We start from the raw sequence: 24,977 nt of genomic DNA, 5'->3' as shown, positions 1-24,977 counted from the left end.
CGGACCATCTCATCACCCAACTCCCCCCCCCGTCGGAGGGCAACAGGCAGTTCCGGCAGTGGGGCGGGTTATACCTGTACGGGCCCGTGGGCGGGGGCGCCGGCGCCGAGGCCGGAGCAGGAAGTCTCAGAACGGTGCATCCCCCAGGATGGTCGCCCGGTGCATCACCCGCCGATTGGGCCGGTAATCATCCACCGCAAAATGCTGGGTCACGCGGTTGTCCCAGAACGCCACGTCATTCTCCTGCCAGCGCCAGCGAATGCTGAACTCCGGCCGCGTCGCATGGGCGAACAGCAGCTTCAGCAGCGCTTCGCTCTCCAGTTCGCTCAGCTCATTGATGCGTGTGGTGAACCCTTCATTGACGAACAGTGCCTTGCGCCCGCTCACCGGATGCGTGCGCACCACCGGGTGCGACAGCGGCGGGTTGTTGCGCCGGGTCGCTTCCCAGCGGGCCAGGTCTTCGGCCGTGGTGCCAAAACGCTCCAGCGGGAACGACTTGGTGAAGTCATGGGTGGCGGTCAGGCCATCGAGCATTTCGCGCAGCGGCGCCGACAAGGCTTCGAACGCCGCGATGCCGCTGGCCCACAAGGTATCGCCGCCATAGGCCGGCAACTGCTTGGCGCTGAGCACCGCGCCCAGCGCCGGGGTCGGCAGGAAGGTCACGTCGGTGTGCCACACCGCGTTGTCGCGCACGTCAGTGACTGCCGTGTCGAGGATCAGCACCTGTGGCGTCTCTGGCACGTTGGGGTAGATCGGGTGGATGTGCAGGTCGCCGAAACGGGCGGCGAAACGTGCCTGTTGCTCCGGGTTGATCGGCTGGTCGCGGAAGAACAGTACCTGGTGCTGGAGCAGCGCCTGCTCGATGGCATCGCGCTGTTCGGCGCTGATGTCGCGGCTGATGTCCACGCCGCTGATCTGCGCGCCGAGCGCCGGGCTGAGGGGAGTGATGGTCAGGCTCATGTCGGTCTCTTCAATCAGGCGCCAGGCTGCTGGCGTGGTCCGTCGGTATTCAGTGGCTTTGGCCGTGCCAAGGCACCAGCTTGCGTTGCAGGGCGCGCAGGCCCATCTCCAGGGCGAAGGCGATCAGGGCGATCAGCAGGATGCCCAGTACCACCACGTCGGTGACCAGGAACTGCGCCGCCGACTGCACCATGAAACCCAGGCCGCTGGTGGCGGCGATCAGTTCGGCGGCGACCAGGGTCGACCAGCCGACCCCCAGGCCAATACGCACGCCGGTCAGGATGTCGGGCAGGGCACTGGGCAGGATTACGTGGCGAATGAGCTGCGCCTTGGTCGCGCCCAGCGATTGCGCCGCGCGCAGCTTGGCCGGGTCGACGGTGCGCACGCCGGTGGCGGTGGCGATGGCGATCGGGGCGAAGATCGCCAGGTAGATCAGCAGCACCTTGGACAGCTCGCCGATGCCGCACCAGATGACGATCAGTGGCAGGTAGGCCAGCGGCGGGATTGGCCGGTAGAACTCGATCAGCGGGTCGAGGATGCCTCGGGCCACACGGTTGTAGCCGATGGCGATGCCGACCGGGATGGCGGTCAGGGTTGCGGCGGCCAGCGCCAGGCCGATGCGGCCCAGGCTGGCACCCAGGTGCTGCCACAGGCTGGCGTCCATGTAGCCCTCGGTGAGCAGGGTCCAGGCCTTGGCCAGGATGTCACCGGGCGAAGGCAGGAACAGCGGCTCGATCCAGCCTGCGGCCGTCACCAGCCACCAGGCGAGCAGCAGGCTGGCCAGGGTCAGGCTGCTGATCCAGCGGGTAGACAATGGGCGGCGGGCCTGGGGAGTGGGCCGGGTTTGATTGTCGCGTTTGCCGGCGACCGGCAGATCCAGGCTGCTCATGCGCGCTCCTGCAGGCTTTGGCGTTGGGAGAACACGCGGGCCAGTACATGCTCGCGGGTTTCGATGAAGCGTGGGTCAGACTTGATCGCCCGGGCCGATTCACCAGCTGCGTAACGCTGACCGAAGTCCAGCTGCAGGCGCTCGACCACGCGGCCGGGGTTAGGCGCCAGCAGCACCAGCTCGCTGGCGAGGAACACCGCTTCCTCGATGTCGTGGGTGATCAGGAACACCGGTTTGGCGGTGCGCTGCCAGACTTGCAGCAGCAGCTCCTGCATCTGTTCGCGGGTGAAGGCGTCGAGGGCGCCAAACGGTTCGTCCATCAGCAGCACCCGTGGGTTGGCAGCCAGTGCCCGGGCCAGGCCTACGCGCTGTTTCTGGCCGCCTGACAGTTGCCAGATGCGCCGCTCGCCGAAGCCGTCGAGGTCGACCAGGGCCAGCATCTCGCGGGCCTTGGCTTCACGCTGGGCGCGAGGCACACCGGCCAGTTCGAGGCCGAAGGCGACGTTGCCCAGCACGTTCTGCCACGGCAGCAGGGCATCATCCTGGAACACCACGCCACGCTCGGCACCGGGGCCTTGCACCGGCACGCCGTCGAGGGTGATGCGCCCACTGCTCGGGGCGACGAAGCCGGCGATCAGGTTCAGCAGCGAGGTCTTGCCACTGCCGGATGGCCCCAGGGCCACCAGCAGCTGGCGTGGCCCCAGGCTCAGGTTGATGTCGGCCAGCACCGGGGCGGTGGCGCCGGGGTACTGTGCGCTGATGCGCTCCAGTTCGAGCAAGGCCATGGCAGGCTCCGTGCGGTTGCAGTCTTAGTTGGGGATGTACTGGGCGCTGACGTACGGCGAGTAGTCCGGCAGCACCGCGTCGACTTTGCCTTGCTGCTTGAGGAAGGTGGCTGTGTCGGTCAGTGCCTGGGTGGTTGGCGCGCCCAGTTCCTTGGCCTGGTCGGCGGCCAGCGGGTAGACGTTGCCCTGCAGCAGCACCGGGATATCCGTTGGCTTGGCGCCGGACAGCTTGGCCAGCTTGGCGACGTTGTCCGGGTTGGCCAGCCAGGCTTGCGGGTCCTTGCGGTAGTCGGCGTAGGCGTCGAGGGTAACCTTGGCGAACGCCTTGACCACGTCAGGGTGCTTGGCGGCGAAGTCCTTGCGCACGATCCAGGCATCGAAGGTCGGTGCGCCTTTTTCGGCCAGCTCACCCGAGGTGATCAGTACCTTGCCGTTTTCCTTGGCCACGCCCAGGGCCGGGTCCCAGACGTAGGTGGCATCGATGTCGCCGCGCTTCCAGGCGGCGATGATCGCCGGTGGTGCGAGGTTGAGGATCTGCACCTTGGACGGGTCGATGTTCCAGTTTTTCAGCGCGGCCAGCAGGCTGTAGTGGCCGGTGGAAACGAACGGCACGGCAACTTTCTTGCCGATCAGGTCCTGTGGGGTCTTGATGTTGTCACGGGCGACCAGCGCCTCGCCGGCACCGATCTGGGTGGCGATGAGGAAGGTCTCGACCGGCAGTTTGCGGGTGGCGGCGGCAGCCAGCGGGCTGGAGCCGAGGTAGCCGATCTGCACGTCGCCGCTGGCCACGGCGGTGATCACGTCCGCGCCGTTATCGAACTTGCGCCAGTCGATGCTGGCCTTGCTGGCTTTTTCGTAGTTGCCATCGACCTGGGCCACCTTGGCCGGGTCGACGGTGGTCTGGTAGGCAACGGTCAGGTCGGCGGCCTGGGCCAACCAGCTGGCGCTGGCGAGGGTCAGGGCAGCGAACAGGCGCAGCGGAGCATGCGGGATCATGGTGAACCTCTCGTCAGGCAGTGATGTACTGGATGGCGAGAAGGCTAAATGATCTAAGAAATATAAAATAAATAACTTTTTAGAATTAGCTTAGGAGCCAAATGCTTTAACGCTGGCCATAGCCGGAATGGGTGGCTAGCGCTACAGCGATCCGCTGCTAGTCTTTCTTTCCTTCGTAACGGTGGGGCACCTGCTGTTGGTCGGCAAACGTTTGCAAATAACCTAAAGGTATGATTGACGGCGCCGATACAACTTTTCGTAGTAAAGGTTCCTACGATATTCCTTAAAAATCTTACAATTTCATAAAACGGTCATTTTGGATTTATAGGATTGTCATTATCCTGTAGCGCAGGGGGCGTGTTAGACCAAAGTCTAGAAACGTTTAGAAACGATTGACTTAATGGTCACGCTTTGGGGCTAATCGCCCATCCACGGTTGAGCGGGGCAACAGACCCTGCCGCCAGAGATACACAAGAATTAGAACGTAGAGGAGCAGAACATGTACAAGTCCAGCCTGGCTCTGGCCGTGGCAGTGGGGGTTTTCGCCCAAGCAGCAGGTGCCGCCGGTTTCGTCGAAGACAGCAAATTGTCGCTGAGCTCGCGCACCATGTACTTCAACAACGACAACCGTGACGCGCACGCCAGCCGCTCCACCAACTTCGAGCGTCCGGACCAACGTGAATCGGGTCAGGGCTTCAAGCTCGACTACATCTCGGGCTTCACTCCTGGCACCGTAGGCTTCGGTGTTGACGCTCAGGCGCTGTGGGGTATCCACCTCGATGGTGGTGAGGGTTACCACAAATCCGGCTTCTTCCCGGATGACGGCAAGGGCGCAGCTGCCCAGTGGGCTCGCTTCGGCGCCAACGCCAAGGCTCGCTTCTCCAAGACTGAAGCACACTTCGGTAGCGCGCTCGCCCCGAACCTGCCGATCCTGGTCTCCAACGATGGTCGTCTGCTGCCACAGACCTTCGAAGGTGGCACCATCCAGTCGAAGGAAATCGACAACCTGACCATCAACGCCGGTCAGCTGACCCACGCCATGGGTCGTGCTTCGAGCAACCGTACCGGCCTGTCCGTTGCTGGCGCCACTGCAGAAAGCAACAAGTTCCGCTATGGCGGTCTGGACTACAAGCTCACTCCAGACCTGACCCTGCAGTACTACTACTCGAACCTGGAAGACTTCTACAAGCAACACTTCCTGGGTGCGACCCACGTCTTCAAGATCGCTGACAACCAATCGTTCAAGACCGACCTGCGCTACTTCGACAGCAGCAGCGACGGTAAAAACGGCAACGACAGCACTTACAACTTCAACAACAACGGTGGCTACGCCAAGAACACCGGCGAGGTCGACAACAAGACCTGGTCCGCCATGTTCACCTACACCCTGGGTGGCCACGCGTTCATGGTCGGCCGCCAGCAAGTTGGCGATGACGGTGGCTTCGTCTGGCTGAACCAGGGCAGCCTGGTGAACGACAGCGGCACTTCGGAAGGCGCTGGTGGCTCCAGCTTCTACCTGTTCACCGACAGCATGATCAACCAGTTCGCCCGTGCTGGCGAGAACACCAACTTCGGTCAGTATTCGTATGACTTCGCCTCGCTGGGCGTACCGGGCCTGAAGGCTTCGGTAGCCTACCTGCGCGGTGACGACATTCGCTACAAGAGCGGCCACGGCACCTACAACGAGTGGGAGCGTGACGCACGCGTTGACTACACCATTCAGGAAGGCACCCTCAAAGGCCTGGGCTTCAGCCTGCGTCAGGGCGTCTATCGTGGCGGTAGCAACGAAGCCAGCGCCGACCAGGATCAGGCTCGCTTCATCGTGAACTACACTTACAGCTTCCTGTAAGCCGTAGCCACACAGAAAGCCTCGCCTAGTGCGAGGCTTTTTTGTGGCCGCGATTTCGTATGCGTAAAAGTTATAAATAAATCATTATTTATTCTTTTTATTTCTCATCGAATGCAGGCACATTGAACCCACAACGCCAGAACACAGCACAGGAGCCGCACCCCATGAGCCTCAAACTCGGCGACATCGCCCCGGACTTCGAGCAGGAATCCAGTGAAGGCAAGATCCGCTTCCACGAATGGCTGGGCAACAGCTGGGGTGTGCTGTTCTCCCACCCGGCGGACTTTACCCCGGTGTGCACCACCGAACTGGGCCTGACCGCCAAGCTCAAGGAAGACTTCGCCAAGCGCGGCGTGAAGGCCATCGCCCTGTCGGTCGACCCGGTCGATTCGCACCATAAATGGATCGAGGATATCAACGAGACCCAGAACACCGTGGTCAACTTCCCGATCATTGCCGACGCCGACCGCAAGGTCTCGGACCTGTACGACCTGATTCACCCCAATGCCAGCGACACCCTCACCGTGCGCTCGCTGTTCGTCATCGACCCGAACAAGAAGGTGCGCCTGACCATTACTTATCCGGCCAGTACCGGGCGCAACTTCAATGAGATCTTGCGGGTAATCGACTCGCTGCAGCTCACCGACAACCACAAGGTCGCCACACCAGGTAACTGGCAGGACGGCGACGAGGTGGTGATCGTGCCTTCGCTGAAGGACGAAGACGAAATCAAGCAGCGCTTCCCGAAAGGTTATCGGGCGGTGAAACCCTATTTGCGGCTGACCCCGCAACCGAATCGTTGATGAATTCCTCGTTGCATTGCTCTTAGCCATAGCAGGGATTTCCGGGCCGTTTCGACGGCCCTTTTTTTATGGCTGCGAAACACTCAATCAAATAGATTTGAATGGAATAAACAAATGAAAAAATATGATTTCTAGATATATGGCCAGGCTGGTAATGTCACTCCAACAGAACACCAGGCAACGCCGACACCACTGACCGGCCGAGCCATTGCTCCACCACCTTACTCGCCCGTCAACGAGGCAAGCAGGTGCAACCCGAACCCAATCGCACAGGAGAGCGCCATGCGCACAGTCTTCTTGCGTCGTGGTCTGGTCGCCCTGTTTGCGGCGGCTGTGTCCTTCGGCGCCATCACCCAAGCCCAGGCCGAGAGCCTGCGTATCGGTTACCAGAAATACGGCACCTTGGTGCTGCTCAAGGCCAAGGGCACGCTGGAGAAGCGCCTGGCCGAGCAGGGCGTGCAAGTGCAGTGGACCGAGTTCCCAGGCGGCCCGCAGCTGCTTGAAGGGCTGAACGTCGGTTCGATCGACTTCGGCGTCACCGGCGAAACCCCGCCCGTGTTCGCCCAGGCTGCTGGTGCCGACCTGCTCTACGTGGCCTACGAGCCACCAGCGCCGCACAGCGAAGCCATCCTCGTGCCCAAAGGCTCGCCGATCCAGTCGGTGAAAGAGCTCAAAGGCAAGAAAGTCGCCCTCAACAAAGGCTCCAACGTCCACTACCTGCTGGTCCGCGCCCTGGAAGATGCCGGCCTCAAGTACACCGACATCCAGCCTGTCTACCTGCCGCCTGCAGATGCCCGCGCGGCCTTCGAGCGTGGCAGCGTCGATGCCTGGGTGATCTGGGACCCGTACCAGGCGGCCGCCGAGCAGCAGCTGCAGGCCCGTACCCTGCGTGATGGCAAGGGCCTGGTCGACAACCACCAGTTCTACCTGGCTACCCGCACCTACGCCACCCAGCACCCGGCGGTGATCAGCACCCTGATCGACGAGGTGCGCGCCGTGGGCCAGTGGTCCCAGGCCAACCCGCAGGAAGTCACCGACCAGGTCGCGCCACTGCTCGGCCTGCCCGCCGACATCACCCTGACCTCGGTTAAACGCCAAGGCTACGGTGCCCAGGCGCTCACCCCGCAAGTGGTGGCCGCGCAACAGAAGATCGCCGACACCTTCCAGGCGCTCAAGCTGATCCCCAAGCCGCTGAGCATCAAGGACGTGATCTGGACACCCCCGGCCAAGGTCGCCACTGCGCCTTGATTGATTCGCCTGCGCCGGGGCGCCGCCCTGGCCCTCGCCACCCCTGAGGAGACAACTCCAATGAGCCTTAACATTTTCTGGTTCCTCCCTACCCACGGTGACGGCAAGTACCTGGGCACCTCTGACGGCGCCCGCGCGGTCGATCACGGTTACCTGCAGCAGATCGCCCAGGCCGCCGACCGCCTGGGCTTCGGGGGCGTGCTGATCCCTACCGGGCGTTCCTGCGAGGACTCCTGGCTGGTGGCCGCGTCGCTGATTCCGGTGACCCAGCGCCTGAAGTTCCTGGTGGCCCTGCGCCCAGGCATCATTTCGCCGACCGTGGCCGCACGTCAGGCCGCAACCCTCGATCGGCTGTCCAATGGCCGTGCGCTGTTCAACCTGGTGACCGGGGGCGACCCGGACGAACTGGCCGGCGATGGCCTGCACCTGAACCATCAGGAGCGCTACGAAGCCTCGGTCGAGTTCACCCGTATCTGGCGCAAGGTGCTGGAAGGCGAGACCGTCGACTACGACGGCAAGCACATCCAGGTAAAGGGCGCCAAACTGCTCTATCCGCCCATCCAGCAGCCGCGCCCGCCGCTGTACTTCGGTGGCTCTTCGGAGGCTGCCCAGGACCTCGCCGCCGAGCAGGTCGAGCTGTACCTGACCTGGGGCGAGCCGCCGAGCGCCGTTGCCGAGAAAATCGCCCAGGTGCGTGAGAAAGCCGCCGCCCAGGGCCGCGAAGTCCGCTTCGGCATCCGCCTGCACGTGATCGTGCGGGAAACCAACGAAGAAGCCTGGGCTGCCGCCGACAAGCTGATCTCGCACCTGGACAACGACACCATCGCCCGTGCCCAGGCCTCGCTGGCCCGTTTCGACTCGGTCGGCCAGCAGCGCATGGCAGCCCTGCACAAGGGTAACCGTGACAACCTGGAAGTCAGCCCCAACCTCTGGGCCGGTGTCGGCCTGGTGCGTGGCGGTGCCGGTACCGCGCTGGTCGGCGATGGCCCGACCGTGGCGGCACGGGTCAAGGAGTACGCCGAGCTGGGTATCGATACCTTCATCTTCTCCGGTTATCCACACCTGGAAGAGTCGTATCGGGTTGCCGAACTGCTGTTCCCGCACCTTGATGTGCAACGCCCGGAGCAGGCCAAGGCTGGCGGCTACGTGAGCCCGTTCGGCGAAATGGTCGCCAACGACATCCTGCCCAAGTCCGTCGCGCAGAGCTGAGGGCCGGGTCATGAGTCGTGCAACCTCCACCACTTTGAGCCAGCGCCTGGCGCCGTGGGCACTGCCGGTGCTGCTGCTGGCGGTCTGGCAGTTGGCGGTCAGCGCCGGCTGGCTGTCGACCCGCATCCTGCCTGCGCCGAGCGCGGTGGTCAGCGCCGGTGTCGAGCTGGTGCGCAGCGGTGAAATCTGGACCCACCTGGCCATCAGTGGCTGGCGGGCCGGGCTGGGCTTTGCGATCGGCGGCAGCATCGGCCTGTTGCTGGGCTTCATCACCGGCCTGTCGAACTGGGGCGAACGCCTGCTCGACAGCTCGGTGCAGATGATCCGCAACGTGCCGCACCTGGCGCTGATCCCGCTGGTGATTCTGTGGTTCGGTATCGACGAGTCGGCGAAGATCTTCCTGGTCGCGCTGGGCACGCTGTTCCCGATCTACCTGAACACCTACCACGGTATCCGCAATGTCGACCCGGCACTGGTGGAGATGGCCCGCAGCTACGGCCTTTCCGGCTTCGGCCTGTTCCGTCAGGTGATCCTGCCCGGTGCGCTGCCATCGATCCTGGTCGGTGTGCGCTTCGCGCTGGGTTTCATGTGGCTGACGCTGATCGTCGCCGAGACCATTTCGGCCAACTCCGGCATCGGTTACCTGGCCATGAACGCCCGTGAATTCCTGCAGACCGACGTGGTGGTGCTGGCCATCGTCCTGTACGCCGTGCTCGGCAAGCTCGCCGACCTCGCCGCCCGCGGCCTGGAACGGGTGTGGCTGCGCTGGCACCCGGCCTACCAGGTAGCGAAGAAGGAGGGCGCATGACCGTGCTCAAGGACCAGCCGCCACGCCTGCTGCGTGGCATCCCGTTGGCCGCCAACGGCCTGCGCAAGGCCTTCGGCCAACGTGAAGTATTGAAAGGCATCGACCTGCATATCCCGGCCGGCCAGTTCGTCGCCATCGTCGGTCGCAGCGGTTGCGGCAAGAGCACCTTGCTGCGCCTGCTGGCCGGTCTCGACCAGCCGACTGCCGGTCAGTTGCTGGCCGGTGCCGCCCCGTTGAGCGAAGCCCGCGAGGAAACGCGGCTGATGTTCCAGGAGGCACGCCTGCTGCCCTGGAAGAAGGTGATCGACAACGTCGGCCTGGGCCTCAGTGGCAACTGGCGCCAGCGCGCGTTGGATGCGTTGGAGGCGGTCGGCCTGGCTGATCGCGCCAATGAATGGCCAGCGGCGTTGTCCGGTGGCCAGAAGCAGCGCGTGGCCCTGGCCCGCGCCTTGATTCACCAACCACGCCTGCTGCTGCTGGATGAGCCGCTGGGGGCGCTGGATGCGCTGACCCGCATCGAGATGCAGCAATTGATCGAACGCCTGTGGCGTCAGCACGGTTTTACCGTGCTGCTGGTGACCCACGACGTCAACGAGGCGGTGGCCGTCGCTGACCGGGTAATCCTGATCGAGGATGGCGAAGTCGGCCTGGACCTCACCGTAGACCTGGCAAGGCCAAGGGCGCGTGGTTCGCACCGCTTGGCCGCGCTGGAAAGCGAAGTGCTGAACCGTGTTCTGTCGGTACCGGGCATCCCGCCCGAGCCGGACCCTGTAGCCCCTTTGCCCACGCAACTGCGTTGGGCGCATTGAAAGACTCACTAAGCCAAAGAGAAGGAATCAAGCCATGACCATCAAAGCCATCAACGTCCGTAACCAGTTCAAAGGCACCGTGAAAGAAATCCTCGAAGGCCCGGTACTGTCGGAAATCGACGTGCAGACTGCCTCGGGTGTCGTCACCTCGGTGATCACCACCCGCTCCGTGCGTGAGCTGGAGCTTCAGGTGGGCAGTGAGGTGATTGCCTTTGTGAAATCGACCGAAGTGTCCATCGCCAAGCTGTGATGCGGTTCGTGACTGGGGCCGCAGAGCGGCCCTAGAATACCGGGTTGGGACGCTTTGCCAGAAACGGCGGCAGATAAAGCCCCAGGTACGCCTCGAACACCCGCTTGCCTTCTTCGGCCATGCGCGGGGTAATCGCTTCATGCAACTGCACCGACCGCGCATACACCCGGTCGCTCAGTTCCATCGCCAAGGCGAACACATCCACATCCGCCGGCATCACCGGCAGGTGGAAGTGCTGGTCGAACAACTTGTGCATCAGTTCGCCCAGCTCCATGTCGTGCTGCCGGTCGGCCTGCACCACTTCGCTGAGCCCATGCTGGGCCAGGATCAACTGCCGCGCCGCCGCATCCCCGTTGTAGATATCGAGCATGCGTTGTTCGATCAGCCGCGACAGCTCGTGCCAGGTGGCAAACGCGCTGCTGTCGATCGGCGCACTCAATGCCTCGCGAAACGCCCGGTGCACATCGGCGGTCAGCGCTTCCAGCAAGGCCGGGACGCTGGCGAAGAAGTGATACACCGACGACGGTGGAATCTGCGCCCGCTCGGCCACGCTGTAGATCGACAGCGCTGCCACCCCTTGTTCAGCCAGCAGCTCGCGTGCGGCCGCCAGGATCGCTTCGATCCTGGCCTGGCTGCTGGCGCGAGGCTTGCGCGGGGTGGCGGTGCGGCTCATCAGTTGCTGATCGCCAGGATGCTGGCCTGGTAGGCGCCGACGAACAAGTCGAAGTCGCCGACCTCCTCCTGCTCCAGCTCGGACTGCTTGGCGAGCGACTCGCGAGCCAACGTCTCGAAAGCCTGTTGCTGCTCGGCCGACAGTGGCTGCTCGCGGAAGGTCTCGGCGTGCAGGCGGCTCTGGCGCAGGGAGAACTGGACGAAGGTTTCGTCATGCTCGGTCATGCGTGCCAGCACCTGGGCCGACGGGGTCAACGAGGCGTCATCGACCTTGGCCTGCTGGGTGGCCAGGGCCTTGGCGTGTTCGTTGCCACCCTGGGCGCGGTCGAGCAACTCCGCCAACTGGCCGATGCGGCTGATCAGCTCGGTGGCCCATTCGCGCAGGGCGATGGGCTGGCCGTTGCGGTGCAGCTCCAGGCCTGGGCGGCGGCCTTCCTTGACCACGGTGAGGAAGTTGCTGGTGCACTGGCCGCACTCGCCGTTGTCCAGCTGCGGGCTCTCTTCAAGGGCGCAGAACAGCAGGAAGGCGTCGAGGAAGCGCGCTTCGGTCAGGTCGATGCCCACCGGCAGGAACGGGTTGATGTCCAGGCAGCGCACTTCGACGTACTGCACGCCGCGCGAGGTCAGCGCCTGGATCGGCCGCTCGCCGGTGTAGGTGACGCGTTTCGGGCGGATGTTCGAGTAGTACTCGTTCTCGATCTGCAGGATGTTGGTGTTCAGCTGCACCCACTCGCCATCCACGTGCGTACCGACCTCGACATACGGCGGGTAGGGCGTGCCCACCGCCTTGCGCAGGCTGTCGGTGTAGCTGGCGAGGTTGTTGTAGCAGGGCGTGAGGCCGGCCTGGGCGTTGCTCTGGTAGCCCAGGTCGCTCATGCGCAGGCTGGTGGCATACGGCAGGTAGAGGGTTTCGGCGTCCAGCTCTTCCAGCTGGTGCGGGCGGCCGCGCAGGAAGCCTTTGTCCAGTGCTGGCGAGGCGCCGAACAGGTACATCAGCAGCCAGCTGTAGCGGCGGAAGTTGCGGATCAGCGCAATGTACGCCGAGGACTGGAAGTCGCGGTCGCTTTCTTCGCTGCCTTCGCTATCGCGCAGCAACGGCCACAGCGCTTCGGGCAGCGAGAAGTTGTAATGAATGCCGGCGATGCACTGCATGGTGCGGCCGTAACGCAGGGCCAGGCCCTTGCGGTAGACGTGCTTGAGCTTGCCGATGTTCGAGGTGCCGTACTCGGCGATCGGGATGTCCTCCTCGGCCGGCAACGTGCAGGGCATCGACGGGCTCCACAGGTATTCGTCGCCAAGCTTGCTGTAGACAAAGCGGTGGGTCTGTTCGAGGCTTTCGAGCACCTTGGCCGGGTCGGCCAGGGCCGGGGTGATGAACTCCAGCAGCGACTCGGAATAGTCGGTGGTGATCTGCTCGTTGGTCAGCGCCGATCCCAGTGCTTCGGGGTGCGGGGTCTGGGCCAGGCGACCTTCGTCGGTCACGCGCAGGCATTCGCGCTCAATACCGTGCAGGCACTGCTTGAGCAGGGGAAGATTGGCGCCGAGCAGGCTCAGGCGGCGGTTGAGGAGGTCGCTCAAGATGTATTCCTTCACGCGTCAGTCGCCCCAATATGGGGGTAGAGATGACGGTCTACAAGGGTAGGAAAAAAGGAACTGGCGTTGTCGCCTGGTTTACGCGGTTCCGGCAGTGCCAGCGCACTGCCGAAAAATACCGCAGATACCCCTTGGTGAGCTAGAGAACCGCGAAGGTTCCTTGCGCTTTCGCCACCAGTTTGTCGCCTTGAACTACGTCGGCGTCGACCACCAGGGTACGGCGCCCGGCGTGCAGCACACGGGCGGTGCACAGCACTTCACCGTCGCTGATGGCGCGCATGTAGTTGATCTTGCATTCGATGGTCACGCTCTGTTGATCGAAACCGTGGCTGGCCGAGCAGGCCAGGCCCATGGCGATGTCCACCAGGCTGAAGATCGCCCCGCCGTGCAGCTTCTGGCCGCGGTTGCGCAGCTGCGGCTCAAGTGCCAGGGCCACCTCGGCAACGCCTGTATCCAGGCGTTGCACGCGGCAGCCAAGGAGCTGGCTGTAGGCGCTTTGGACCAAGTCCTTGGGAATATCCATCACTTCTTCTTCAGCTGCTTGGCGTTGGCGAACAACGAGGCCATGGCGTTGTTGGCTGGGGCTGCAGTGGCGGTTTCACGCTGGCGTGGCGCCTGCTGCTGACGGTTGCCGCCATTGCCACGGTTGCCGCCGCGGTTGCCTTCGACCTTTTCGCCAGGGGTGTCGCTCATGCGCATGGACAGGCCGACGCGTTTGCGCGGGATGTCCACTTCCATGACCTTGACCTTGACCACGTCGCCCGCCTTGACCGCTTCGCGTGGGTCCTTGATGAACTTCTCCGACAGCGCCGAAATGTGCACCAGGCCGTCCTGGTGCACGCCGATGTCGACGAAGGCACCGAAGTTGGTGACGTTGGTCACCACGCCTTCGAGGATCATGCCTGGCTCCAGGTCCTTGAGGTCCTCGACGCCGTCCTGGAAGGTGGCGGTCTTGAACTCCGGGCGTGGGTCACGGCCGGGCTTGTCCAGTTCCTGCAGGATGTCGGTGACGGTTGGCAGGCCGAAGGTCTCGTCGGTGAACTTCTTCGGGTCCAGGCGCTTGAGGAAGCCACTGTCGCCGATCAGCGAGCGGATGTCGCGGTCGGTGTCGGCGGCGATGCGCTGCACCAGCGGGTAGGCCTCAGGGTGCACGGCGGAGGCGTCGAGCGGGTTGTCGCCGTTCATCACGCGCAGGAAGCCGGCGGCCTGTTCGAAGGTCTTCTCGCCCAGGCGGCTGACCTTTTTCAGCGCCGCACGGGTGGCGAACGGGCCGTTGGCGTCGCGGTGGGCGACAATGTTCTGGGCCAGGGTCGCGTTGAGGCCGGAAATACGCGTCAGCAGCGCCACGGAAGCTGTGTTGACGTCGACGCCGACGGCGTTCACACAGTCCTCGACCACCGCGTCCAGGCCGCGAGCCAGCTTGATTTGCGACACGTCGTGCTGGTACTGGCCGACACCGATGGATTTCGGGTCGATCTTCACCAGTTCGGCCAATGGGTCCTGCAGGCGGCGGGCGATCGACACGGCGCCACGGATCGACACGTCCAGGTCCGGGAATTCGCGGGCGGCCAGTTCAGACGCCGAGTACACCGAAGCGCCTGCCTCGGAGACCATGATCTTGGTGATCTTCAGTGCCGGGTACTTCTTGACCAGCTCGGCCACCAGCTTGTCGCTCTCGCGGCTGGCGGTGCCGTTGCCGATGGCGATCAGTTCCACCGAGTGCTTGGCGCACAAGGCGGCCATGATGGAAATGGTGCGGTCCCAATCGTTCTTCGGTGCGTGCGGGTACACCGTGGTGTAGTCCAGCAGCTTGCCGGTGGCATCGACCACGGCGATCTTGCAGCCGGTGCGCAGGCCCGGGTCGAAGCCCAGGGTGGCGCGCGGGCCGGCCGGGGCGGCCAGCAGCAGGTCGTGCAGGTTGTGGGCGAAGACGTTGATTGCCTCGCCTTCGGCATTGTCGCGCAGCTCGCCGAACAGGTCGGTTTCCAGGTGGGTGTAGAGCTTGACCTTCCAGGTCCAGCGCACCACTTCGCCCAACCATTTGTCGGCCGGGCGGCCGCGGTTCTCGATGCCGACGTGGTTGCTGATCATCAGCTCGCACGGGTGCAGGGTGCCGGGCAGTTCTTCGCCGACCTTGAGCGAGGCGCTCAGCACGCCTTCGTTGCGCCCGCGGAAGATCGCCAGGGCGCGGTGCGAAGGGGCCGTGCGCAGCAGTTCATCATGGGCGAAGTAGTCGCGGAACTTGGCGCCTTCTTCTTCCTTGCCGGCCACCACGCGGGCGCTGAGCACCGCTTCCTGCTTGAGGAAACTGCGCAGCTTGTCGAGCAGGGCGGCGTCTTCGGCGAAGCGCTCCATGAGGATGTACTTGGCGCCTTCCAGCGCGGCCTTGACATCGGCCACACCTTTTTCGCCATCGACGAAGCGTGCGGCTTCGCTTTCCGGGGTCAGGTTGGGGTCGTTGAACAGGCTGTCGGCCAGCGCGCCGAGGCCGGCTTCCAGGGCGATCTGGCCCTTGGTGCGGCGCTTCTGCTTGTACGGCAGGTAGAGGTCTTCGAGGCGGGTCTTGGTGTCGGCCAGCTTGATCTCGCGGGCCAGTTCCGGGGTCAGCTTGCCCTGTTCCTCGATGCTGGACAGGATGCTGGCGCGGCGCTCGTCGAGTTCGCGCAGGTAGCGCAGGCGCTCTTCCAGATGGCGCAGCTGGGTGTCGTCGAGGCTACCGGTCACTTCCTTGCGGTAACGGGCGATGAAAGGCACGGTGGAGCCTTCGTCCAACAGGCCCACGGCCGCCTCGACCTGCTGGGGGCGTACGCCCAGTTCCTCGGCGATACGGCTGTTGATGCTGTCCATGTAAACCACCTGACATTTGTGAATAGGGGGGTCGCCGGCGGGCCTTGGGCCCGGTGGCGCTGGATGAAAGGCGCGCATTATACCCATCGCAAACGGCTTGCGGTGATGGCGCCCGGCCAGCCGGAACTGGCGCCCGGGGAAAAATCTGCTAACAATGCTCACGCAACGTGCAGCAATGGCTACGCCATAATGCGCGGCGATATCAGAGGAGTTATTCATGACCGGCACCGCAAACACCGCTGAAGGTGACAAGATTCTCATCGTCGACGACGATCCGGGGCTCAGCAGCCTGCTGGAACGTTTCTTCACCAGCAAGGGCTACCGCGCCCGTGCGGTGCCCAACACCGAACAGATGGACCGCCTGCTTGCACGCGAAGTGTTCAACCTGGTGGTGCTCGACCTGATGCTGCCAGGCGAAGACGGCCTGTCCGCCTGCAAGCGCCTGCGCCAGTCGAACAACCAGATCCCGATCATCATGCTCACCGCCAAGGGTGATGAGCTCAGCCGCATCAAGGGCCTGGAACTGGGCGCTGACGACTACCTGGGCAAGCCGTTCAACCCGGACGAGCTGATGGCGCGGGTCAAGGCCGTGCTGCGCCGTCAGTCGCCGAGTGTGCCGGGTGCCCCGGGCAGCGAGGACGAGTCGGTCACCTTTGGCGACTACGAGCTTTCGCTGGCTACTCGCGAACTCAAGCGTGGCGACGAAGTGCACATGCTCACCACTGGCGAGTTCGCCGTGCTCAAGGCGCTGGTGATGCACGCCCGTGAGCCGCTGACCCGCGACAAGCTGATGAACCTGGCCCGTGGCCGCGAGTGGGACGCGCTTGAGCGCTCCATCGACGTGCAGATCTCGCGTCTGCGCCGCATGATCGAGCCGGACCCGTCCAAGCCACGCTACATCCAGACGGTGTGGGGCGTCGGCTACGTGTTCGTTCCAGACGGAAACGCCGGCAAATGATGCTTCGCCGTCAATGAAAACGCCGCTCTGGTTCCCGCAAAGCTTCTTTGCCCGCACCCTGTGGCTGGTGCTGATCGTAGTCCTGTTCTCCAAGGCACTGACGCTGGTCTACCTGCTGATGAACGAGGACGTGCTGGTTGATCGGCAGTACAGCCACGGTGTGGCGTTGACCCTGCGCGCCTATTGGGCGGCGGATGAAGAAAACCGCGACAAGATCGCCGAAGCTGCCGGGCTGATCCGGGTCACCGGTTCCGGCGTGCCGGAGGGTGAGCAGCACTGGCCTTACAGCGAGATCTACCAGCGGCAGATGCAGGCCGAGCTGGGTGAAGATACCGAGGTACGCTTGCGCATCCATGCGCCGCCTGCGCTGTGGGTGAACGCACCGAGCCTGGGCCCGGGCTGGCTGAAGGTGCCGTTGTACCCGCACCCGCTGCGTGGGCAGAAGATCTGGAACGTGCTGGGCTGGTTCCTGGCCATCGGCCTGTTGTCCACCGCCTCGGCTTGGATCTTCGTGCGTCAGCTCAACCAGCCGTTGAAGCGCCTGGTGTTCGCTGCCCGGCAGGTAGGCCAGGGGCGCAGCGTGCGCCTGCCAATCAGCGACACGCCCAGCGAGATGACCGAGGTTTACCGCGCCTTCAACCAGATGGCCGAAGATGTCGAGCAGGCCGGTCGTGAGCGGGAGCTGATGCTGGCGGGGGTATCCCATGACCTGCGTACGCCGCTCACGCGCCTGCGGTTGTCGCTGTCGCTACTGAACAGCGATAACGAACTCAGTGATGACATGGTCCGCGATATCGAGGACATGGACGCGATTCTCGACCAGTTCCTCGCGTTCATTCGCGATGGGCGGGACGAGCCGGTCGAGGAAGTCGACCTGGCCGACCTGGTGCGCGAAGTGGTGGCGCCCTATAACCAGCCGGAAGAGCGTGTGCGCCTGTGCCTGGAGCCGATTCCGCCGTTCCCGCTGCGCCGGGTTTCGCTCAAGCGCATGCTTGGCAACCTGATCGGCAATGCCCTGCATCACGCGGGCAAGGGCGTCGAGGTGGCGGCCTATGTGTCGGGGGACGAGAGCGCACCGTATGTGGTGCTCAGCGTGCTGGACCGGGGTACCGGGATCGACGAATCGGAGCTGGAAACCATCTTCAACCCGTTCATTCGCGGCGACCGCGCCCGAGGCGGCAAGGGGACCGGGCTGGGCTTGGCGATCGTCAAACGGATCGCGGCGCAGCATGGCGGCAATGTCGAGTTGCGTAACCGCTCAGGTGGCGGGATCGAAGCGCGGGTAAGGCTGCCATTGGGGCTGTTGCTGCCGCGTAATGCTGTTTGAGGTTCTCTGGCCTCATCGCGGCTTTAGCCACGATGAGGCCGGTACAGGCTTGAATCAGCCCTTGCCCTTGGTCCGGGTCTGATTCGGCCCGCCATTCTTCTCCAGGTGCTCGATGATCATCCCGGCCACGTTCTTGCCGGTGGTCACTTCGATCCCTTCCAGCCCAGGCGACGAGTTCACTTCCATCACCAGTGGCCCGTGGTTCGAGCGCAGGATATCCACACCCGCCACGCTCAACCCCATTACCTTGGCGGCACGAATGGCGGTCATGCGTTCTTCGGGGGTGATCTTGATCAGGCTGGCCACCCCGCCGCGGTGCAGGTTGGAGCGGAACTCCCCCGGCTTGGCCTGGCGCTTCATCGAGGCGATCACCTTGTCGCCCACCACGAAGCAGCGGATATCCGCACCGCCGGCCTCCTTGATGTACTCCTGAACCATGATGTTCTGCTTCAGGCCCATGAACGCCTCGATCACCGACTCGGCAGCCTTGGTTGTCTCGCACAGCACCACGCCGATGCCTTGGGTACCTTCCAGCACCTTGATCACCAGCGGTGCGCCATTGACCATCTGGATCAGGTCGGGGATGTCATCCGGCGAGTGGGCGAAACCGGTGATTGGCAGGCCGATGCCGCGCCGCGACAGCAATTGCAGCGAGCGCAGCTTGTCACGCGAGCGGGCGATGGCCACCGATTCGTTCAGCGGATAGACGCCCATCATCTCGAACTGGCGCAGCACTGCGCAGCCATAGAAGGTCACTGAAGCGCCGATGCGTGGGATCACCGCATCGAAGCCCTCCAGCGGCTTGCCGCGGTAGTGGATCTGCGGCTTGTGGCTGGCGATGTTCATGTAGGCCCGCAGGGTGTCGATCACCACCATTTCATGGCCCCGCTGGGTACCGGCTTCGACCAGACGGCGGGTGGAATACAGACGCGGATTGCGCGACAGCACAGCGATCTTCATGCAGCACCTGTGACAGGGGAGAGGGTGGCCGGATAGGCCGGTTTGTCTTGTACGTATTTCAAGCCGGGGTTGACCACCAGCTGGCCATGTATGAGCGCCTTGGAGCCCAGCAGCAGGCGATAACGCATGTTCTTGCGACAGGCCAGGGTGAACTCTACTTCCCAGACCGCATCGCCCAGGGCCAGCGTGGTGCGGATCACGTAACGGGTCTGCGCCTGGCCGTTGGAGCTCTTGATGGTCTTCATGGTCACCAGCGGCGCTTCACAGCGGCGGTGGCGCAATTGCACCACCGAGCCAAGGTGGGCGGTGAAGCGTAGCCAGGCCTGGCCGTCACGCTCGAACGGCTCGACTTCGGTGGCATGCAGGCTGGAGGTGCTGGCGCCGGTGTCGATCTTGGCGCGCAGGCCCGCCACGCCGAGGTCGGGCAGGGCCACCCACTCACGCAGGCCGATCACTGTCAGATGGTCAAATTTCTTCACGAAGCACACCCTGCGGATAAGGTGGTGAACTGTAAGCACGGCGGGGACTTTTTGCATCCGTCAGTTACGGTAGTACAGTTCGATGAAAGACAGAATTCGAGGAAACGAGATGGCACAAAAAGCCGAGGACGACGACAAGGTCCGCCTGGACAAATGGCTGTGGGCGGCGCGGTTCTACAAGACCCGTGCGCTGGCCAAGGCGGCGATCGAGAGCGGCAAGGTGCATTGCCGGGGCGAACGCTGCAAGCCGGGCAAGGAGCCGCGGGTGGGCGATGAGTTCGTGTTGCGCACCGGGTTCGACGAGCGCACGGTCGTGGTCAAGGCGCTGTCGGTGGTGCGGCGCGGGGCGCCAGAGGCGCAGACGCTGTATGAAGAGACTGACGAGAGTGTACGCCGCCGTGAGCAGGCGGCCGAGATGCGCAAGGCAGGGGCGATGGGGGTGACTACCGATGGCCGGCCGACCAAGAAGCAGCGGCGGCAGATTCACCAGTTGCATGGGAGCTTCGAATAGCTGGGGCCGCTGTGCGGCCCATCGCCGGCAAGCCAGCTCCCACATTGATCGACGTACGCATGACCTTGTGGGAGCTGGCTTGCCAGCGATGGGCTGCGCAGCAGCCCCAGGGATCTAGCGGATCACTGCCAATCGTCCGACCAGCGGTAGCTTGGCCGCGATCGCAAACAACGGCGCCGTCCCGCGCAGCAGCAAGGCACTGCCCTTGGCCGCCAGCGGCGTATGGCAACTCCAGCCCAACGCCAGCACCGCCATCAGCAGGCCGCCAATGTAATCGTCTTGCCCCCAGTGCGCCCCGGCCACCAGCCGCGGCATCATGAACAGGAACGCCAGGCTCCAGACCACCAGATGCTGTACCAGCCGGCGGCTGAACAGGCTCATGAACAAGGCCCAGATCAGCAGCACCGAAGCATGATCACCCGGGAAACTGTTACTGGAACGGTCCTTCAGTTCCCAGGCTTTTTCCAGGTTCGGGTAGTAGCTGCTGAGGTGTACCACGTGGTCGAACACCATCGACGGGCTGTCATGTTGCCAACCCATTGCATCCACCCACTTGGAAAACAGCGCGCGAATCACCACTAATAGGAGCAGCGTGACCAGAAAGCCAAAGAAGGCTTCGCGAACCTGGCTGGCCTTGAACACCCAGTTGCCACGGATCAGCACGGCCAGAAGGATCAGGCCGACGACGATGTCGAAGGGGCGCAGGCTGCCGACGGTCCAGATGTAGCGCCAGGCCGTGTGGTCGGCCAGTGGCGTATTGAGGCTATGGAATAGCCACTCGTCGAAAGTCAGGCACAGGATCTGGCCAATAGGCCATAACCAGAAACACAGTAGAGCGATGGGAAGCAGCGTACAGGCTGCCAATGGCCCCAAGGACCACCTTGCTTGGAACAGTGGTCGATTGTCCATAGAATACCTCTATTGCAAACAGGAATCAGAGCGCCTTGTGAGCGCTTTACCACGGGATATCGCAGTAGTTCGACATCCGGTGTAACCATTTTGTCATCATTTTCAGATAGCCAAAACCTATGAGCGATTTGCCTGATACCGATTTCACCCAACGTTTCATCTTCGACGAGCGCGATGTGCGCGGCGAGTGGGTGTCTCTCGATGACAGCTACGCCGCGGTGCTGGCTCGTCATGAGTACCCGCAGCCGGTGCAGGCACTGCTTGGCGAACTGATGGCCGCCACCGCCTTGCTGGTGGGCGCGTTGAAGTTCGACGGCCTGCTGATTCTGCAGGCGCGTTCCCAAGGGCCGATCCCGCTGCTGATGGTCGAATGTTCGGGCGAGCGCGACATCCGTGGCATGGCCCGCTACGAGGCGGAGCAGATCCCGGCCGATGCCACCCTGGAGCAGTTGATGCCCGGCGGCCACCTGACCCTGACCATCGACCCGGTCAAAGGCCAGCGTTACCAAGGCACCGTCGAGCTGGACGGCGCCGACCTGGCGGAGTGCTTCACCAACTACTTCGTGCAGTCGCAGCAGCTCAACACCCGCTTCTGGCTCAACGCCGATGGCGGCAAGGCCCGTGGCCTGCTGTTGCAGCAACTGCCGCGCGATCGCCAACCGGACGATGAGGAGCGCGAAGACAGCTGGCAGCACGTGATTGCCCTGGCCAAGACGCTCAAGCCCGAGGAGTGGTCGGAAGACAACGAAACCCTGCTGCACCGCCTCTACCACGAAGACGCCGTGCGCCTGTTCGACATCCAGCCGCTGCGCTTCAAGTGCAGCTGCTCGCGCGAACGTTCCGGCAATGCGCTGGTCAGTTTGGGCGAGCACGATGCAAACGCGCTGGTCGAGGAGTGCGGTGGCACGGTGGAGATCGATTGCCAGTTCTGTAACCAGCGCTATTTCTTCGATGCCAGCGATGTTGCGCAACTGTTTGCCGGTGGCGGCACGGAAGCGGCGTCAGAAACTCGCCACTGAAACGTTTAATTTCAGGGGAATCTCCTGTCGAATTGCGCAAAAGAGCAGTTCTGACAGGAGGGGCCTACTTTTTTTGGGCGTTTCTGGCATAATCCGGCCACTTTTTTCGCTGTAGTAGTTTTTTCGAGACAACTACAAAACGTTTGGAGCACTCGGCCTCGGGCCGGATGGGGTATCTCATGACGCAAGCCAACAACACCGTGTACACCGACCTGAGCGTCGATAAGCTGGTTGAAGAAGCGCTGCAACGCGGTGAAGGCGTGCTGGCCGATACCGGCGCACTGGTAGTCGAAACTGGCCACCGTACTGGCCGCTCGCCGGCTGACCGTTTCATCGTCGAAGAACCTTCCACCCAGGCCGCTATCGCCTGGGGCCCGATCAACCGCAAGTTCCCGGCTGACAAGTTCGATGCCCTGTGGGACCGCGTCGAGGCGTTCAACAACGCCCAGGATCACTTCGTTTCCTACGTTCACGTAGGGGCTGCTGCCGAGCACTACCTGCCGGTGAAGATGACCACCCAGACTGCCTGGCAGAACCTGTTCGGTCGTTGCCTGTTCATCAACCCGGAGCCAGGCCAGTTCAACCCGGCCGGTCGCGACCAGTGGCAGATCCTCAACGTTGCCAACTTCGTTTGCGAGCCTGAGCGTGACGGCACCAACTCCGACGGCTGCGTGATCATCAACTTCGCCCAGAAGAAAGTGCTGATCGCTGGCATGCGCTACGCCGGCGAAATGAAGAAAGCCATGTTCTCGGTGCAGAACTTCCTGCTGCCGGCTGCCGACGTGCTGCCGATGCACTGCGCTGCCAACATCGGCGAAGAAGGCGATGTGACCCTGTTCTTCGGCCTGTCCGGCACCGGCAAGACCACCCTGTCGGCCGACGAAAGCCGTTACCTGATCGGTGACGACGAGCACGGTTGGGGCGAAGGCGTTGTCTTCAACATGGAAGGCGGCTGCTACGCCAAGTGCATCGACCTGTCCGAGAAGAACGAGCCGGTCATCTGGAAAGCCATCAAGCATGGCGCCGTGCTGGAAAACGTTGTTCTCGACGCCAACAAGCACGCCGACTACACCGATGTCAGCCTGACCCAGAACAGCCGTGCGGCCTACCCGCTGGAGCACGTTGCCAAGCGTTCCGAAGCGAACCTGGGCGGCGAGCCTAATGCCGTTATCTTCCTGACCTGCGACCTGACCGGTGTTCTGCCTCCGGTTTCGATCCTGAACAACGAGCAGGCGGCCTACCACTTCCTGTCCGGTTACACCGCGCTGGTCGGTTCCACCGAAATGGGTTCGGGCGGCGGCATCAAGTCGACCTTCTCCACCTGCTTCGGCGCACCGTTCTTCCCGCGCCCGGCTGGCGAGTACGCCGAGCTGCTGATCAAGCGTATCAACGCCTTCGGCTCCAAGGTCTACCTGGTCAACACCGGCTGGACTGGCGGTGGCTACGGCGTTGGCAAGCGCTTCAGCATCCCGACCACCCGTGCGGTGATCGCTGCGATCCAGAGCGGCGCGCTGGTCGGTGCCGAAACCGAGCACCTGGACATCATCAACCTGGACGTGCCGAAGGCTGTTCCAGGCGTTGAAACCGAGCTGCTCAACCCGCGCACCAACTGGGCTGACAAGGCTGCCTACGACGAGGCCGCCCAAGGCCTGGCCAAGCTGTTCATCGAAAACTTCAAGAAGTTCGAAGTTTCCGACGCCATCAAGGCTGCTGGCCCACAGCTGTAAGCTGAGCCCAGCCGCAACGAGAAAGCCGCCCATTCGGGCGGCTTTTTTGTATCTGGGGCACGGCCACTGCTGCCGTGCATGGAGGATGCGTATGATCTCAATGCGGTCATCCATGATTCGGTAAATCATCACATAATTCGACCTTACGACAATTTCTCTCGTGCCTGGGTATCTGCCGGCCTTATACAGCGTGGGTGCCAGAGTGGCGCGCCTCGCCTTGTCTCTGAACGTCTCGTCCAACACTATGGCAGCTGCAGGATTGTTCTCGGAAATGTGCTCCATGATGCGAATACGGTCTTTAAGCGCCATTTCTCGCCAAACCAGTCGCATCAGCGAGTCTTGGCTTTGAGGTTGGCGCGCAAGACAGCGAGTTGCCGCTCCGCATCATCGTCCTCGATCACAGGGGATACATCCTTGAGGCTTGCCTCGACCTGTTCGGAAAACCACCCTTCATAGGCTGCTGCCTCATGAACTCGTTTGAGTGCCAGCGCACGGTCAGGACGTTGGTAGGTGCTCAGCTGGGCCGGGTCGAAGGTGGACGCATCGACCTGGAAATGGTCAATGCCGAGGTCGAGCAGGTAGGTCACCAAGGTTTCGAATTTCTTGAACAGCCTGACATTGCCACTGCGTTGAGCAATGAGCACATGTTCCTGATGGTTGACGTCAACCTGGACAGCCCAGCCTCCGGGCTGCCCTACAATATGTGTTGCATTGATTCGGCCTGATTCTGCCATTCGGCTAAGGTGTGCATGGTCCAGCTGATGAGTAGGCACTGGTGTGATTCTCGATTTCATTGGGGATACACCATGCTATGCAATCTATAGTTGATTGCGACTATAGGCCTTCCTGACTTGTTGTGGGAAGCTTCTCTCTGATGTAACCAATTGTGGATAACTCATGACCGAATCCCCCAACCGCACGGCCTTCTCCCACTTCCACCCAATCCTCACCCGCCCCCAGGACAACGACGTCAACGGCCACATCGCTGGCGCCACCGTGCATGGCTTCTTCGAAACCGCCATCCAGGCCTTCCTTGTCGAACAGGCGGATGTCGATCTGCGCGATGGCGAGCTGGCGGCTTTCGTGGTGAGTTCGGCGGCAGACTTCTTCGCTTTGCCGGGCTTCCCGGATGTGCTGGAGGTGGGGTTGGGCGTGATGCGGCTGGCAGGCAGCACGGTGGAGTACCGCCTGGCACTCTACCGCCCAGGGGAAACCGATGCGTGCGCAGCAGGGACGGTGGTGCAGGTGTTCATCGAGCGTGCCAGTGGCAGGCCGGTGCCGCTGCCCGAGGCACTGCAGGTGATCCTGGCCGGCCTGCAACTCGATCCGCAGGCATGAAAAAGCCCTGCCGGTGAGGGCAGGGCTCTTT

The 24,977-nt window shown here is 63.0% G+C and carries 25 protein-coding genes and 1 pseudogene; 13 read left to right on the top strand and 13 right to left on the bottom strand.

All coding sequences use genetic code 11. The features are described 5' to 3' along the window. Positions 1-126 precede the first annotated feature (126 nt). From tauD to tauA, 4 genes are read right to left on the bottom strand one after another with little or no spacing between them, the layout of a single operon-like run. Entirely contained in the window at positions 127-960 is an 834-nt protein-coding gene (gene tauD / locus ABE528_RS23320; protein WP_346654172.1) for a taurine dioxygenase, read from the bottom strand. 49 nt (positions 961-1,009) lie between these two features. Further along, complete coding sequence (gene tauC / locus ABE528_RS23315; protein WP_152956820.1) at positions 1,010-1,849, bottom strand: taurine ABC transporter permease TauC; 840 nt, start codon at positions 1,847-1,849, stop codon at positions 1,010-1,012. After that, the gene (gene tauB / locus ABE528_RS23310; protein ID WP_152956821.1) at positions 1,846-2,634 is read right to left on the bottom strand and encodes a taurine ABC transporter ATP-binding subunit; all 789 of its coding nucleotides are present in this window, start codon (positions 2,632-2,634) and stop codon (positions 1,846-1,848) included. Before tauB ends, tauC begins: the two co-directional genes overlap by 4 nt. A gap of 24 nt (positions 2,635-2,658) precedes the next feature. After that, positions 2,659-3,630 (bottom strand): taurine ABC transporter substrate-binding protein, encoded by a 972-nt coding sequence (tauA, locus tag ABE528_RS23305; protein ID WP_152956822.1) that lies wholly within the window; start codon positions 3,628-3,630, stop codon positions 2,659-2,661. A gap of 499 nt (positions 3,631-4,129) precedes the next feature. Here tauA and ABE528_RS23300 point away from each other — a divergent pair, with 499 nt between their 5' ends. The 7 genes from ABE528_RS23300 to ABE528_RS23270 all read left to right on the top strand — a co-directional run bounded on the left by ABE528_RS23300 (position 4,130) and on the right by ABE528_RS23270 (position 10,606). After that, positions 4,130-5,479: an OprD family outer membrane porin gene (locus tag ABE528_RS23300; protein ID WP_346654171.1), complete on the top strand. Its 1,350-nt coding sequence runs from the start codon at positions 4,130-4,132 to the stop codon at positions 5,477-5,479. Between the two features lie 164 nt (positions 5,480-5,643). Next, positions 5,644-6,282 (top strand): peroxiredoxin, encoded by a 639-nt coding sequence (locus ABE528_RS23295; RefSeq protein WP_261941943.1) that lies wholly within the window; start codon positions 5,644-5,646, stop codon positions 6,280-6,282. Positions 6,283-6,564: 282 nt separating this feature from the next. After that, positions 6,565-7,530 carry a sulfonate ABC transporter substrate-binding protein gene (locus tag ABE528_RS23290; RefSeq protein WP_152956825.1) on the top strand — a complete coding sequence of 322 codons (966 nt, stop codon included), beginning with the start codon at positions 6,565-6,567 and terminating at the stop codon, positions 7,528-7,530. Between the two features lie 60 nt (positions 7,531-7,590). Continuing rightward, positions 7,591-8,739: an FMNH2-dependent alkanesulfonate monooxygenase gene (gene ssuD / locus ABE528_RS23285; RefSeq protein WP_152956826.1), complete on the top strand. Its 1,149-nt coding sequence runs from the start codon at positions 7,591-7,593 to the stop codon at positions 8,737-8,739. Between the two features lie 10 nt (positions 8,740-8,749). Next, positions 8,750-9,547 (top strand): aliphatic sulfonate ABC transporter permease SsuC, encoded by a 798-nt coding sequence (gene ssuC / locus ABE528_RS23280; RefSeq protein ID WP_346654170.1) that lies wholly within the window; start codon positions 8,750-8,752, stop codon positions 9,545-9,547. Beyond that, a complete protein-coding gene (gene ssuB, locus ABE528_RS23275) occupies positions 9,544-10,356 on the top strand; it encodes an aliphatic sulfonates ABC transporter ATP-binding protein (RefSeq protein WP_152956828.1) in 813 nt (270 codons plus the stop codon). Before ssuC ends, ssuB begins: the two co-directional genes overlap by 4 nt. Before the next feature lie 34 nt (positions 10,357-10,390). Beyond that, on the top strand, positions 10,391-10,606 hold the full coding sequence (locus tag ABE528_RS23270; RefSeq protein WP_027595183.1) for a molybdopterin-binding protein: 216 nt from the start codon (positions 10,391-10,393) through the stop codon (positions 10,604-10,606). A 31-nt stretch (positions 10,607-10,637) separates the two neighbouring features. Here the strand turns inward: ABE528_RS23270 and ABE528_RS23265 are convergent, their stop codons facing one another. From ABE528_RS23265 to ABE528_RS23250, 4 genes are all read right to left on the bottom strand, one after another. After that, positions 10,638-11,279 (bottom strand): TetR/AcrR family transcriptional regulator, encoded by a 642-nt coding sequence (locus tag ABE528_RS23265; RefSeq protein WP_346654169.1) that lies wholly within the window; start codon positions 11,277-11,279, stop codon positions 10,638-10,640. After that, positions 11,279-12,856, bottom strand: coding sequence for a glutamate--cysteine ligase (gene gshA / locus ABE528_RS23260; RefSeq protein ID WP_346654168.1), 1,578 nt, complete (start codon positions 12,854-12,856; stop codon positions 11,279-11,281). Before gshA ends, ABE528_RS23265 begins: the two co-directional genes overlap by 1 nt. Before the next feature lie 154 nt (positions 12,857-13,010). Further along, positions 13,011-13,394, bottom strand: coding sequence for a PaaI family thioesterase (locus ABE528_RS23255; protein ID WP_152956831.1), 384 nt, complete (start codon positions 13,392-13,394; stop codon positions 13,011-13,013). Then, positions 13,394-15,718 (bottom strand): Tex family protein, encoded by a 2,325-nt coding sequence (locus ABE528_RS23250; protein ID WP_346654167.1) that lies wholly within the window; start codon positions 15,716-15,718, stop codon positions 13,394-13,396. The genes ABE528_RS23255 and ABE528_RS23250 overlap by 1 nt, the downstream gene beginning before the upstream one ends. 217 nt (positions 15,719-15,935) lie before the next feature. Here ABE528_RS23250 and ompR point away from each other — a divergent pair, with 217 nt between their 5' ends. Next, positions 15,936-16,676, top strand: coding sequence for a two-component system response regulator OmpR (gene ompR / locus ABE528_RS23245; RefSeq protein WP_152956833.1), 741 nt, complete (start codon positions 15,936-15,938; stop codon positions 16,674-16,676). Between the two features lie 13 nt (positions 16,677-16,689). Then, the gene (locus ABE528_RS23240; RefSeq protein WP_103448591.1) at positions 16,690-18,003 is read left to right on the top strand and encodes an ATP-binding protein; all 1,314 of its coding nucleotides are present in this window, start codon (positions 16,690-16,692) and stop codon (positions 18,001-18,003) included. 54 nt (positions 18,004-18,057) lie between these two features. Here ABE528_RS23240 and rimK read toward each other — a convergent pair whose 3' ends face one another. Together rimK and ABE528_RS23230 are read right to left on the bottom strand one after the other, a co-directional pair. After that, positions 18,058-18,963, bottom strand: coding sequence for a 30S ribosomal protein S6--L-glutamate ligase (gene rimK, locus ABE528_RS23235; RefSeq protein WP_015268602.1), 906 nt, complete (start codon positions 18,961-18,963; stop codon positions 18,058-18,060). Then, on the bottom strand, positions 18,960-19,442 hold the full coding sequence (locus ABE528_RS23230) for an ATP-dependent zinc protease (RefSeq protein ID WP_346654166.1): 483 nt from the start codon (positions 19,440-19,442) through the stop codon (positions 18,960-18,962). Before ABE528_RS23230 ends, rimK begins: the two co-directional genes overlap by 4 nt. A gap of 109 nt (positions 19,443-19,551) precedes the next feature. Between ABE528_RS23230 and ABE528_RS23225 the strand changes: the two genes are divergently transcribed. After that, entirely contained in the window at positions 19,552-19,953 is a 402-nt protein-coding gene (locus tag ABE528_RS23225) for a S4 domain-containing protein (protein ID WP_346654165.1), read from the top strand. 114 nt (positions 19,954-20,067) lie between these two features. Here the strand turns inward: ABE528_RS23225 and ABE528_RS23220 are convergent, their stop codons facing one another. Then, entirely contained in the window at positions 20,068-20,862 is a 795-nt protein-coding gene (locus ABE528_RS23220; protein ID WP_346654164.1) for a phosphatase PAP2 family protein, read from the bottom strand. A 119-nt stretch (positions 20,863-20,981) separates the two neighbouring features. Between ABE528_RS23220 and hslO the strand changes: the two genes are divergently transcribed. Together hslO and ABE528_RS23210 are read left to right on the top strand one after the other, a co-directional pair. Next, the gene (hslO, locus tag ABE528_RS23215) at positions 20,982-21,881 is read left to right on the top strand and encodes an Hsp33 family molecular chaperone HslO (RefSeq protein WP_346654163.1); all 900 of its coding nucleotides are present in this window, start codon (positions 20,982-20,984) and stop codon (positions 21,879-21,881) included. Positions 21,882-22,060: 179 nt separating this feature from the next. Beyond that, positions 22,061-23,608 (top strand): phosphoenolpyruvate carboxykinase, encoded by a 1,548-nt coding sequence (locus tag ABE528_RS23210; RefSeq protein ID WP_152956839.1) that lies wholly within the window; start codon positions 22,061-22,063, stop codon positions 23,606-23,608. Positions 23,609-23,683: 75 nt separating this feature from the next. On the opposite strand, the pseudogene ABE528_RS23205 reads toward ABE528_RS23210, so the two are convergent. Further along, positions 23,684-23,938 (bottom strand): annotated as a pseudogene (locus ABE528_RS23205) (type II toxin-antitoxin system mRNA interferase toxin, RelE/StbE family); the annotation flags it as partial. Continuing rightward, a complete protein-coding gene (locus tag ABE528_RS23200; RefSeq protein ID WP_346654162.1) occupies positions 23,938-24,402 on the bottom strand; it encodes a hypothetical protein in 465 nt (154 codons plus the stop codon). The pseudogene ABE528_RS23205 and the gene ABE528_RS23200, both read right to left, overlap by 1 nt. 103 nt (positions 24,403-24,505) lie before the next feature. Between ABE528_RS23200 and ABE528_RS23195 the strand changes: the two genes are divergently transcribed. Then, on the top strand, positions 24,506-24,946 hold the full coding sequence (locus tag ABE528_RS23195; RefSeq protein ID WP_152956842.1) for a thioesterase family protein: 441 nt from the start codon (positions 24,506-24,508) through the stop codon (positions 24,944-24,946). The last annotated feature ends 31 nt before the right edge of the window (positions 24,947-24,977 follow it).

This window comes from Pseudomonas sp. TWI628 (assembly GCF_039673865.1).
Taxonomy (GTDB): Bacteria; Pseudomonadota; Gammaproteobacteria; order Pseudomonadales; family Pseudomonadaceae; genus Aquipseudomonas.
Note: the sequence above shows the minus strand (reverse complement) of the source record. Positions and strands in the feature narration are given on the sequence as shown.